Annotated in this window: 11 protein-coding genes; 6 read left to right on the forward strand and 5 right to left on the reverse strand. The window is 60.4% G+C overall.

The features are described from left to right. The 3 genes from ABYO54_RS07190 to ABYO54_RS07200 form a co-directional block, all read right to left on the reverse strand. On the reverse strand, positions 1-1420 hold a 1420-nt coding region (locus ABYO54_RS07190; protein WP_372807568.1), incomplete at its 3' end, for an efflux RND transporter permease subunit. After that, a complete protein-coding gene (locus tag ABYO54_RS07195; RefSeq protein WP_372807569.1) occupies positions 1417-2493 on the reverse strand; it encodes an efflux RND transporter periplasmic adaptor subunit in 1077 nt (358 codons plus the stop codon). The genes ABYO54_RS07190 and ABYO54_RS07195, both read right to left, overlap by 4 nt. After that, on the reverse strand, positions 2493-4199 hold the full coding sequence (locus tag ABYO54_RS07200) for a TolC family protein (RefSeq protein WP_372807570.1): 1707 nt from the start codon (positions 4197-4199) through the stop codon (positions 2493-2495). The genes ABYO54_RS07195 and ABYO54_RS07200 overlap by 1 nt, the downstream gene beginning before the upstream one ends. Positions 4200-4382: 183 nt before the next feature. Between ABYO54_RS07200 and ABYO54_RS07205 the strand changes: the two genes are divergently transcribed. The 5 genes from ABYO54_RS07205 (at position 4383) to ABYO54_RS07225 (ending at position 8835) form a co-directional block, all read left to right on the forward strand. Continuing rightward, on the forward strand, positions 4383-5027 hold the full coding sequence (locus ABYO54_RS07205) for a hypothetical protein (RefSeq protein ID WP_372807571.1): 645 nt from the start codon (positions 4383-4385) through the stop codon (positions 5025-5027). A gap of 95 nt (positions 5028-5122) precedes the next feature. Beyond that, positions 5123-6208, forward strand: a complete 1086-nt coding sequence (pyrB, locus tag ABYO54_RS07210) for an aspartate carbamoyltransferase (RefSeq protein ID WP_372807572.1) — start codon at positions 5123-5125, stop codon at positions 6206-6208. A gap of 80 nt (positions 6209-6288) precedes the next feature. After that, entirely contained in the window at positions 6289-7221 is a 933-nt protein-coding gene (gene argF, locus ABYO54_RS07215) for an ornithine carbamoyltransferase (RefSeq protein ID WP_372807573.1), read from the forward strand. An 8-nt stretch (positions 7222-7229) separates the two neighbouring features. Continuing rightward, a complete protein-coding gene (locus ABYO54_RS07220) occupies positions 7230-8201 on the forward strand; it encodes a glycosyltransferase family 9 protein (protein ID WP_372807574.1) in 972 nt (323 codons plus the stop codon). Beyond that, the gene (locus ABYO54_RS07225; RefSeq protein ID WP_372807575.1) at positions 8182-8835 is read left to right on the forward strand and encodes an HAD family hydrolase; all 654 of its coding nucleotides are present in this window, start codon (positions 8182-8184) and stop codon (positions 8833-8835) included. Before ABYO54_RS07220 ends, ABYO54_RS07225 begins: the two co-directional genes overlap by 20 nt. Before the next feature lie 4 nt (positions 8836-8839). On the opposite strand, the gene ABYO54_RS07230 is transcribed toward ABYO54_RS07225, so the two are convergent. Both ABYO54_RS07230 and ABYO54_RS07235 read right to left on the reverse strand, forming a co-directional pair. Next, the gene (locus tag ABYO54_RS07230; RefSeq protein ID WP_372807576.1) at positions 8840-9253 is read right to left on the reverse strand and encodes a hypothetical protein; all 414 of its coding nucleotides are present in this window, start codon (positions 9251-9253) and stop codon (positions 8840-8842) included. Between the two features lie 52 nt (positions 9254-9305). Further along, entirely contained in the window at positions 9306-11537 is a 2232-nt protein-coding gene (locus ABYO54_RS07235) for a ribonuclease R family protein (RefSeq protein ID WP_372807577.1), read from the reverse strand. Between the two features lie 44 nt (positions 11538-11581). On the opposite strand from ABYO54_RS07235, the gene ABYO54_RS07240 reads away from it, so the two are divergent. Next, a partial coding sequence (locus ABYO54_RS07240) for a glycogen/starch synthase (protein WP_372807578.1) occupies positions 11582-12055 on the forward strand: 474 nt, incomplete at its 3' end.

Consider the following 12055-nt stretch of genomic DNA (forward strand, 5'->3'; position numbering starts at 1 on the left):
GCGCAACGAAGAGCGAGGAGGATAGGGTGATGATGAGGGTCTGCGGGATATAGCTCATGAACTCGCCCATGATGTCGGGCCAGAACAGCAGCGGAGAAAAGGCGGCGAGCGTGGTAAGCGTCGAGGTCAAAACCGGCCAGGCCACCTCCGCCGCGCCCTGCCGCGCCGCTTCGTGGCGGGATAGGCCCTCGCAGTGCAGGCGGTAGATATTTTCAACGATCACGATGCCGTTGTCGACCAGCATGCCGACGGCCAAAATCAGCGCAAAGAGCACGACCATGTTCATCGTGATCCCCATCAGCGACATGATCGTGAACGACAGCAGCATCGAGAAGGGAATGGCAAGCCCGACGAACAGACTGTTGCGGCGCCCCATGAAAACCAGCAGCACGACGATCACGAGGAAGAAGCCCGACGCCATGTTGTTTTCCAGTTCGGCGAGCATGTCGCGGATATCCTTCGAGTCGTCCTGCACGACCGTGATCCTGATGCCCTGCGGGAGCCGGTCCTGATTGACGAACCGTTTCACGGTATCGATCAGGCTGACGGAGTTTTCGCCCGCGCGCTTGTAGATCTCGACCGTGACGGCGGTTTCGCCATTGATGCGCGAGATGCTTTCAAGATCCTTGTAGGTGTCGGTGACGGAGGCGATGTCGCGCAGGTAGATCGGGCGGTTTTCGCGCTGCACCACCACCAGGTCGCGGATGTCGGAGGCGAGTACGAATTCGCCGGGGATGCGCACCTGGACCTTGTTGCGGTCCACCTCCAGCATGCCGGCCGACATCGTGACGTTTTCTCTGGAAACCAGCCCGACGACCTCATGGATTGGAATGTTGTAGGCCACGAGGCGGGGCAGGTCGAATTCGATTCGGATTTCGCGTTCGCGCGTGCCGACGATGCGCGCCTCTTTCACCCCGGAAATATTCTCGATCTCATCCTGCAGGAATTCGGCCGTGCTTTTCAGCCGTTCCGTGTCGGGGTCGCCGGAGAGGGCGAAGCGCATGATGGGGATGTCGGTGCTGAAGTTCAGGCCCTCCACGACGGGCTCGTCGAGATCGTCGGGCAGGTCGGGGCGCGCGAGGTCGATCTTGTCCTTCACGCGCTGGATGGCGGTGTCGACATCGACGCCCGCGAGGTATTCGATCGTGAAGACCACCACGCTGTCGGCCGCCATGGCCGTAATGTTCTTCACGCTGCCGAGCTCGTTGAGCTTTTTCTCGATCGGGATGCAGACGAGGTTTTCCATGTCCTCCGGCGCGGTGCCCGGATGGATGATGGTCACGAAGACCTGCGGGATCGTAATGTCGGGCGAGCCTTCGCGCGGCAGGTTCTGGTAGGCCTTGAAGCCCATGATAACCAGCACCGCAATGAACACGAACACCGCCGTCCGGAACTTGATGGCATAATTGGTGATGATCATCGCGCCGAACCCTCTTCGACGATTTCAATCCGCTGGCCGTCGCTCAGCGTGCGGTTGCCTTCGGTAATCACGATTTCGCCTTGCTCCAGTCCCTCGTAGATCAGGGCGCGCTCGCGGGTGATGGCTTCGAGGTGGACCTTGCGGCGGACGGCCTGGCCGTCGACCGCGAGATAGACGATGTGGTCGCCCTTCGAAGGCAAGACGGCGGACATCGGCAACGAGACCATTCGTTCGCAGAGGCCGCGCTGGAATTCGACCTGCGCGATCATGCCGGGGCGCAGGGTGCCATCGGAATTGTCGACCGTGATCTCGGTGCGGAAGGCGTTGTTGCGCCCGTCGGCCTGGGCCGCCACGAAGGTCACCCGGCCTTCAAAGGTGCGGCCCTTGAGCGGCTGGATGGTAAACCGGATCGGCTGGCCGACGTGGATCGAATAGATATCCTTTTCCGGAATCTGCGCCACCACCTTGAGCGTGGCGGTATCGACCACCTGGAAGACCGGGGTGCCGGGCTGGACATATTCGCCCTCCTCGACATAGCGATCGTTCACCGTGCCGGCAATCGGCGATTCGACGCGGCACTGCTCGATATTGATCTCGGCTTCGGTGGCCATGGCCTCGGCGCGGATGGAGGCGGCCTCGATGCTGTCGAACTCGCTGTCGGCCACGGCGCCGGACGCTTGCAGCTGCTTGAAGCGTTCGTGGTTTTTGCGGGCGTCCGTGGCGGCAATGTTGGCCTGTTTCAGGTTGGCCTGCCAGATGCGGTCGTCGATCTGCAGCAGCAGCTGGTCCTTTTCAACCCGGTCGCCGCGGTCGACCTTGATCTGTACGATGCGCCCTGCCTTTTCTGCCGCAAGCGTGGCGTTGACGTTGGCCTCGATGAGGGCCGGGAGGAATACGGTGTCCGGTGTACTGGTCAACTCGACCGTCAGCGTCGAGACGGGGACCGCCGCTTCGGTGTCTGCCGGCAGGGGCTTCTCGGCGGGCTTCAGCATGGCGAGCACCACGATGAGCAACAGCAAGCCTACGGCGAGGACGGCTAAAAGGATTCTTACGGTGTTCTTTTGCAAACTCATTATTCATACTCCTCTAAAAGGATGCCGACGGCGTATTTCAGTTGGGTGGCGGCCACCATGTATTCGTAAAGCGCACGCGAACGCGCGAGGCGGGCATCGCTCAGCTCCACGTTGGCCTGGGTGACCTCTAGGTTGGTGCCCAGCCCGGCATCGAACCGCGACCGCGCGATTTCGAGCGCGCGGGTGGCCAGGTTGACGGTCTCTTCGGTGGCCTCGATCACTTCGGCGGCATCGCGGCCGCGCAACCAGGCGGTCTTGACATCCAGCTCCACATACCGCTCGAGATCGCGATATTCATCCTCCGCGATCGCCAGGTTGAGCTTGCTCTCGGCCACGTTGGCCTTGCGCGATCCGCCGTCGAACAAGTTCCAGGTGGCCTGCACGCCCGTGTTCCAATGGCCCTTCCATCCGGTTTCGCCCAGATAGAACGCGTACGGGTCGGGTTTCGAATAGTCGTAGTTGGCGAACACGCTCAGGGCGGGGTAGTAGTCGCTCTTCTGCTGGGCGATGTCTTCCGCGCGCAGTTCGACCGTGCTTTCCATTTCCAGCAGTTCGGGGCGTTTCGCCAGCCCGAGGAGAATGGCTTGGTCGAGGTTGACCTCGATCGGCCGGTAGGCCAGCGGATCGGTCAGCTCGAAATTTTCGTCATCGATGAAGGTCAGGTTGCGGAAGCCTTCGCGCGCGAGTGCCAGCGCGTTTTCGGCCGCGATCAGGTAGGGCCTTTCATTGGCGAGCGAAACCCGGGCGCTGAGCCAGTCGAACTCCGAAACGGTTCCGGCATCGTGTTTCTTCTGGGTTTCCGCCTCGAAGTCGGCGAGTTGCCCGACCGACTGGGCGCGCGCGGCCACCTGTTCCTTCGCCAGTTGGACTTCGTAGTAGGCCAGCGCAATGTCGCGTACCTGCGTGGCGCGTACCTGGCGCTCCTGGTGGGCGGTCAGTTCGCGGTACGATTTCGACGCGCGGATGGCCGAAAGGGTGCGGCCGCCCGAAAAGATTTCCCAGCTTGCCGCCGCGCCGACGCCCTTGCTCTCGGAGCCGCTGATGTTGTCGGAATCGAAGCTGGTATAGTTGGCGGTGCCCGTCAGTTTCGGCATCGCCTGCGAAATGGCCCGTTTGCGCACGGCGCCCGCAATTTCGCGTTCGCGCGCGGCGTTGGCCACCGAGATCGAACGCTTGAGGCCGATCCGGATGCTTTCGTCGAGCGAGTAGGTGTTGGTGGTCTGCGCCATCGAAAGGGTCGGCAGCAGGAGGGCCGCCACCAGTGCCGCGTTGCGCGCATGTTTCATGATTTTCTGGATCATTTGCATATGTTGGGTGCGTTCGGTGGGCGTAAGCGTCGAGTAGGTTTTACGGATTCCCTGCTTGCGGTTGGCCACCAGCCGGTCCACCAGCTTCTTGCCCTTCGCGGTTAGGGAAATATGGACAACGCGTTGATCCTGGGTTCCGCGTTCGCGTTTGATCATGCCGCTCTTTTCCAGCCGCTGGAGCAGGGCCGATGTCGACGATTTACTGCGATTCAACTCGCTCGCCAGCTGGTTTACGGTCAGCTCGCCCAGTTGGTCGATGTAGTGCAAGGCCCAGAACTGCGGCATTGAAATATCGCCCTTCGCGACCGCTCCCGTATCCTCGCGCATGACCGAAGAAACCAGCTCCGGCAGCGCCTCCGACATAAACTCGATGAATTGTTCCTGTGAAATAGTTTTCATGGCGAATGGTTCGTATCACGAACCATGCCAGAGGCAAAGATCTTTTGTTTTAAATCAAAGAAAAGGCGCTGGGCGGCGGGGAATGCCGTGTAAATTGTCCACTCATGGGGTTCTAATCATTTGGGGATGGACAAGTCTTGGGTCGTTTGTAAACCTATGGGCTTTTGAATTTGGGAGCGATTTATGCCGGCGAAACGGAAGTACAACATCAAAGGAACCAACGATTTTCTCGTGCTTGCTGGAATCTTTTTTTTCCTCTGTCTTTGGGCGATCAAGGATGCGTGGTATCCATCCGACAAGGTCCTGAAAAAGCATCCGCGGGAAGTGGCGGTGGCCTTCGAAGTCGCCGGGGCGGTGGCGAGCGTCAACGTGGCCGTGGGCGACTCCGTCAGTGAAAAGACGTTGCTGGCCTCGCTTCGCCGCGACCATATCGAAGCCGATTTCGAGAAAGCCAAGAACGACTACACCTCCGCCAAGAACCAGCATAGCCGGATGGAACTGGCCTATAAAAACGCCGTCAACAACGGCGCCACCGATGCCGGCGTCGCGGAGCGCAAGGAAAGCGTGGCCCGCACCAAGGCCAGCATGGACGAGGCCTTGGCCCGGGTAACCGAATTGCGCAAAGCCATGGATTTAACCGAGCTGCTGTCCCCGTCGAAGGGCAAGGTGAAGGAAATCATGGTGCAGGCGCATTCGATGGTCGAAGTGGGCGAACCGGCCTTGCTGCTGGATCCGAAGGACCATTTCTACCTGTTCAACAAGAGTCTGTCCATTTTCAGTTTCTTTGCATTCTGGATCTTTCTGGCCATCCATATTCTTGCCCGTTAGGGACCCCGGGGGGGCGGAGAAATCCCGGCCCGGAAGGGTGGACTTTATGCCCGGGCCCGTTATTATCATTGGTTTCCTGAGAGGGGTACGGAGCGATGGATACGGATAAAAAACTAAGTGGAATTTCATGGCAGGACTTCAAGGCACTGCCGCTGACCGAAAAGGGCGCCTATTTTGACGGTACGCCGCCTCACACGCTGATTGCCCAGCAGTTTTCGCGCAAAAAGATCCGGGATCTGTGCGCGTTGGCCACGCGGATCAAGCGCATCAACAAGCGGCGCGAGGGGGCCAACTTCCTGAAGACGTTGCTGTGCGATAAGCGGGCGATGCTCTATTTCGCCCAGCCTTCGTCGCGGACCTATCTCTCGTTCAATGCCGCCTGCCAGATTCTCGGGCTCGACACGATGGACGTGCGCGACAGTTCGACCTCGAGCGAAGTGAAGGGCGAGTCGCCGGAGGATTCGGTCCGGACCTTCAGCTCCTATGCCGACATGATCATCATGCGCCACCCCAAGGGCGGGTTCGCCGAACGCGTGGCTTGGATGATGGCCCACACCAAGCGCGAAATTCCCATCCTCAATGCCGGGTCGGGCGCCGACCAGCATCCGACGCAGGCGCTACTGGACATCTATACGCTTAAACGCAGCTTCGAGAAGATCGGCGGCGTGGACGGCAAGAATATCGTATTCGTCGGGGATCTTGCCCGGGGGCGGACGGTACGCTCGCTGGCCTGGTTGCTGACGCTCTACGATGACGTGACGCTCTATTTCGTTGCGCCGGAGTCCCTCCAGATCGGGCGGGATATCCTCGATCTGCTGGATGCGGCCGGAACCCGCTATGTGGTGACCGACGATTTCGCCGCGGTGATGCCCGATGCGGACGCGATCTACATGACCCGCATCCAGGACGAGTGGGACCTGCGCGGCGAGAGCAGCTCGATCGATACGTCCAGCTTCCGGATCGGCGCGGAACACATGGCCGTGATCAAGGATTCGGCCGTGATCATGCATCCGCTGCCGCGCCGCCAGGAGATCAGCACCGAAATCGACAACGATCCGCACGCCGTCTACTGGCGGCAGATGCGCAACGGCATGTGGATCCGCGCGGCGCTGATCCTGACCACCTTCGGGCGGCAGGACGAAGTAAACCAATATTACGACGACTATAAACCCGAACCATGACGGGAGGCGATCGGGCCGCGGATACGCGGCTCGCGTTGCGCGGTTCACCCGTCACGTTTCACGCATCACAAGGAAGTACTATGGAACATTTGATTTCCCTGAAGAAATGGAGCCCGGAGAAGATCCGGGAGGTGCTGGATCTGGCCAAGGATGTGAAATCCAATCCGGCGAAATACCAGGATGCCATGGCGCGCAAGACGCTGCTGATGATTTTTGAAAAACCCAGCCTGCGCACGCGCCTGTCGTTCGAGGCCGGCATGACCCAGATGGGCGGCCACGCGATTTACTACAACACCAGCACGTCGCCGATGGGCAGCGGCAAGGAGAGCATCAGCGATTCCGTCAAGACCGCATCGCGCTTCGTGGACGTGATCATGGCGCGCCTGTTCAAGCACCAGGACCTGTTGGAGATGGCCGACTATGCCACCGTGCCCGTCATCAACGCGCTGACCGACGACAGCCATCCCTGCCAGATCCTCGCCGACCTCCAGGCGATCGAGGAAAAGAAGGGCAAGCTGGCCGGGCTGAAGCTGGCCTACCTCGGCGACGGCTTCAACAACGTGACGCACTCGCTGATGTTCGGCGGAACCAAGATGGGCATGCATGTGAGCGTCGGTTCTCCCGCAGGCGAAGACTATTCCCCGCGGGCGGATGTCGTGGCCGACTGCACGGCCTATGCCGCCGCATCGGGCGGTTCCGTTTTCGTGACCGACGATCCGGTTAAGGCGATCAAGGATGCCGACGTCGTCTATACCGACTCGTGGATGAGCTACCACATTCCGAAGGATCAGGAAGAGGCGCGGATCGCCAAGTTCATGCCGTACCAGGTGAACCGCGAACTGATGGCGCACGCCAAGCCCGATGCGATCTTCATGAACTGCCTGCCCGCCATCCGCGGCTGCGAACAGACCGCCGAGGTCATCGACGGTCCGCAATCGATCGTGTTCGACGAAGCGGAAAACCGCCTCCACGCCCAGAAAGCGGTGATCCTGACCCTCTGCGGCGCGGCCTAGCGTTTTGTATGCGGATCCTGATCGTCAAAACCAGTTCGCTGGGGGATCTGTTCCATGCGTTGCCGACGGTGCATCTGCTGAAGCAGGCCTATGGCGCGGAGATCGATTGGGTGGTCAATACCGAATATGTCGGCTTGGCGGAATGCTTCACCGATGTCCGGCAAGTGATCCCTTTTCCGCGCCGCAAGCCGCTGGCGAATCTGGGCCCATTCCGCGAAACGCTGCGTGCCGAAACCTACGACCTCGTCGTTGATCTGCAAGGGCTGCTGAAGAGCGCGCTGGTGTGCCGCATGGCGAAGCGAAGCCGGGGGGCGAAGATTCTCGGGCCTTCTTTCCAGCGCGAAGGGGCCCGGCTTTTCTACACGGCCGTCGTGGGCAAAAAAAACAAGAACCGCCATGCCGTAGAGGAAAACCTCGACGTGTTGCGGTTCCTGGAAAAACCGCAGGCGCCGGTTGAATTCCCGATCCGCTTCCCGCAGGTCGATTTTCCGTGCCTGCAAAAGAAGCCCGTGGTGGTTTTTGCGCCCTGTTCGCGCCACGCGGCCAAGAATTGGCCGGCGAAACGGTTCGTTGAACTGGGCGAGCATCTGGAGGTCCAAATCGTCCTCGTGGGGGCGCCGGCCGACGCGGATACCTGCGCGAAAATCGAAAACGCCCTGCCGGAAGGGGCGGCGGTCAACCTCTGCGGGAAGACGTCGTTGCTCGAATTGGGCGGCGTGCTGCAGGCGGCCGATCTCGTCGTGACGGTCGATTCGGGGCCCATGCACATGGCCTCCGCCACGGGCACCCCGTGCCTGGCCATCTTCGGGCCCACCGACCCGCTGCGCGTCGGCCCCTACGGCCCCCAACACCGCGTTTTGCGAAATTCCTCCGTTCAAAACTATTCAAAACAGGATTTGGACAGTATTAAAATGGTCGAAACCATCGAGGTCGTTAAAACCGCAAGGGAAATGCTTAACCATGAAACTTTGGGACTATAACGCGTTCATTTTGGATTTGGACGGAACCCTGATCGATTCGGGGAAATACCACTCGCAGGCATTTGCCGACGCCGTATTTGCGCACAGCGGCTACCGGCTGAAGCCCAACGAGCATCACGAATTTTTCAGCAAGCACAGCACCTGGTTCACTGAAACGCTCAACGAACGCTATGGCCTGGCGCTGGATCCCGAGCAGGTGCTGCGGCACAAGCGCGAACGGGTGCAGGAGATTTTCGTGGCCGAGCTCTTTGCCGGGGCCCGCGAATTCCTCGAATGGTGGCACGGCAAGATGCCGATGGCGCTGGCGACCAATTCGCCGCTCTCCTTCGTCCTGCCCGCGTTGGAAAGCGCCGGCATGCTGAAATATTTCGACTGCATCACCACCGTCAGCGATGTGAAAAAACGCAAGCCCGATCCGGAAATCGTGGAGGTGACCATCCGGAAGCTACAGGTTGCCCCGGAGAAGACGCTCGTGTTCGAAGACCAGTTGATCGGCATCGAAGCCGCTCTTTCCGCCGGGGCCAAGGTGGTTGCCGTGGACAACAACCAGCCCGTCGACTATCCCGTCGATGTTCCCGTCTACACCTGGATCGAACTGCTCGAGTTGTCCCGGCAGACGCCCGATCGGGCATAGTCCCTTATTCGAACACCATGGTCCGGATCACCTTTGGCGGATGCCGCGAAGAGCCGCTTTCGTATCTCTCGAAAAGCGACCGTTCGTAGAAGACGACTTTAACGCCGTGGTATCCATGTTCCTCGATCAGGGCCGCAGTCGATTCAAGGATCTTGTTTTGCTGCTCCGGGGAGAGGACCCCGAAGATCTCGATGCAGGTTCCTTGGTGCCACTGGAAGGATTTCCAATAGGCCCACCCCTTGGTGTAGATCCCCTCGCGTTGCGACATCTCGTCGATTGGGATGTCGTAATTGGCTTCGATGAAATGGACGATTTTCAGGCCTTGTTCGTCGTGCCACTCCACCGGCTTGGTAAATCGCGCACAGCCGGGTGCGCTTGCGAGTCCGATGGCCAGTAGGATTTTGACAATGGAATTCATACGGTTGTCCTCTTCGGGGGGATGGGAGGGGAGCGCGGCCGCCGTGCCGGGGTTAGCGCCTGCGGCGGTGCTTGCCGCGTTGGCGGGGCCGCCCGGTTTTCATGTCGGGTTCGATGCGGCGCTTGCGCTCGCGACGGCGGGGTTGCGGCGACTGGCCGGCGAGAACGAAGTCGATGAAGTTGCGGGCGCTGTCGACCTTGGCCAGTTCCACTTCAACTTCCTGTCCGATGGTGAACATCACCTTGCCGGATTTGGTCTGCGCCTGGGTCATCTCCGCATTGGCGACCAGCCAGTCGGAGGTGATGGAGGCGAAGGTGATCATGCCGCGCTGGAGCGAGTCGGGCAGTTCGACGATCATGCCCTTGCCCTTGATGGCGATGATGAAGCCCTTGAAGGTGGCGGCGAGCGACGCGTTCATGAGTTCGGAATAATATTCGATCCGCTTGGTCTCGATGCTCTTCTTTTCGAGTTCGTCGGCTTTGCGCTCGGTTTCGTTGCAGTGCATGGCGATCTGTTCGATCTGCTGGGTGCCCATGCCGGACTCCTGTCCTTTTTCGACGGCCTTGAGCATGCGGTGCACGAGCAGGTCGGGGTAGCGGCGGATCGGCGAGGTGAAGTGGGTGTAGTCGTCGAACGCCAGCCCGAAGTGGCCAATCTGGGTGGTGGAATATTCGGCGCGCTTGAAGTTGCGCAGGATGGCGAGGTTGGCGGTGTATTCGACCGCCGTGCCGGACGCCAGCCGGATGGCTTGGTTGATCTCCTGCCGCGTCTGCGGCAGGGCGGCGATGCCGAGGGCCTGCAACTCCATGCCCATGGCGGCCCACTGCTCTTCGTCCGGCTCGTCGTGCACGCGGTAGATGGCCGGGTGCCCGGCCTTGAGAAGGATTTCGGCGACGGCGCGGTTGGCCAGCAGCATGCAGTCTTCGATCAGTCCGTAGGCCTGCTTCGATTCCGACCGCGGCATCATCTTCTCGATTTTGCCTTGGTCGTTGAGCTTGATCTCGATTTCGGGCGTGTTGATTTCGACCGATCCGTTGGCGACGCGCAGGGCGCGCACCTTCTGCGTCAGCGGCCAGAGGTTTTCGAGCCGCTGCAGCACGATGCCGGGAATGGCGTGGTCCGGTTTGCCTTCGATAAACCGCTGCACCTGGGTGTAGGTGAGCCGCGCCTTGGAATGGATGACGGAGGGGAAGGTTTCGTAGCCGAGGATTTCGCCCGCATCGCTCAAATGGACTTCGACGGAGTGGGAGAGGTGGTCGTTTTCGGGGTTGAGGCTGCAGACCTTGGTGGTCAGTTCCTTCGGCAGCATCATTACGGCGCGATCGACGAGGTAGATGCTGTTGCCGCGCTGGAACGCCTCCTGGTCGATCAGCGAGCCGGGCGTGACGTAGGTCGAGACGTCGGCGATGTGCACGCCGAGCGACCAGCCGCCGGCCGGGTGCGGTTCGAGCGATACGGCATCGTCGTAGTCCTTGGCGGTTTCGGGGTCGATGGTGAAGGTGACGGCGTCGCGCAGGTCGCGGCGGCCAACCATTTTTTCGGGCGTCACTTCGCCGGAGAGCGCATTGGCTTCGGCCACGACATCGTCCGGGAACTCCTCGCGGATGCCGGCGTCGGCCAGCAAGCTGTCGACATCCACGCCGGGGGCCGACTTTTCGCCGAGATCTTCGAGGATGGAACCCGTCAGCGGTTTGTAGGGGTCGATCCAGTCGTTGAGCTTCACGAGCACCTTGTGGTCGCCCGGAATGTTCTGCGTATCGTCGATCCGGATATCGTGCTTGAAGCCGGGCGCGTCGGGGATGACATACGAATAGAAGTGCGTATGCTTCAGCAGCCCGACGGTGGTGGTGGTTTTGCGTTCGAGCACCTTGGTCACCCGGCCTTCCGCCCGCAGGTCGGTCTGGCTGCGCCGTACCCGTTGCCGTTCGGCATATTCCGAATGGAAAATCTCGATCGCCACCTTATCGTCGGGCAGGGCGACGCCGCAGTTGCGTTCGGAAAGATAGATTTCCGATTCGCCCGCGGTGTCGGGGATGAAGATGGCGCCGCCATTGGCCATCATCTTGATCGTGCCGACCACTTCGTTCACGGCCTCCGGCAGGCTCCAGCGGTTTTTGCGCAGGCGGGTGATCTTGCCGGCGGACTCGAGCGCATAGAGGTCGTGGCGGAAGTCGGCCCGTTGGCCTTTGGAGACGACGTTGAGGGCCCGGGCCAGCTCGTGCTGTTTCATGGGTCGATAGCCGGGGGAGGAGATAAATTGAAGGATTTGGGTATCGAAGCTCATGGCGGGTTCCTTTATGGTGTAGCGCAAATCATTATAGGGTTTGTATGAAAGTCATATTTGTAAGCAGTGAAACCGTACCATTTGCATCGACAGGCGGTCTAGGAGATGTTTTGGCCTCTTTGCCCAAGGCCTTGGCGAAGCAGGACGTCGAAACCATCCGCATGCTCCCGCTCTATCAGGACATCGACCGCGAAAAATACCGATTGGAAAAGTGCGACGTGGAGCTGCACGTTCCGCTGGGGCACGCCTGGTACCGCGGCACCGTCTGGAAGCAGGAGTACGAGCGGGTGACCACCTACTTCATCCAAAGCCACGAGTTTTTCGACCGCCCCGGCATCTACGGCGCGCACGACCACGGCTATGCCGACAATTTCGAACGCTTCCTCTTTTTCCAAAAGGCGGTCGTTCGACTGATCGACGAGTGGGCGATGAAACCCGATATCGTTCATTGCAACGACTGGCAGTCGGGGCTGGTGCCGATGTTGCTCCACTACGGCATCGACGGCCACTTCCGCAAC

Origin of the sequence: Pontiella sp. (genome assembly GCF_041622395.1) — a bacterium.
Classification (GTDB): Bacteria; Verrucomicrobiota; Kiritimatiellia; order Kiritimatiellales; family Pontiellaceae; genus Pontiella.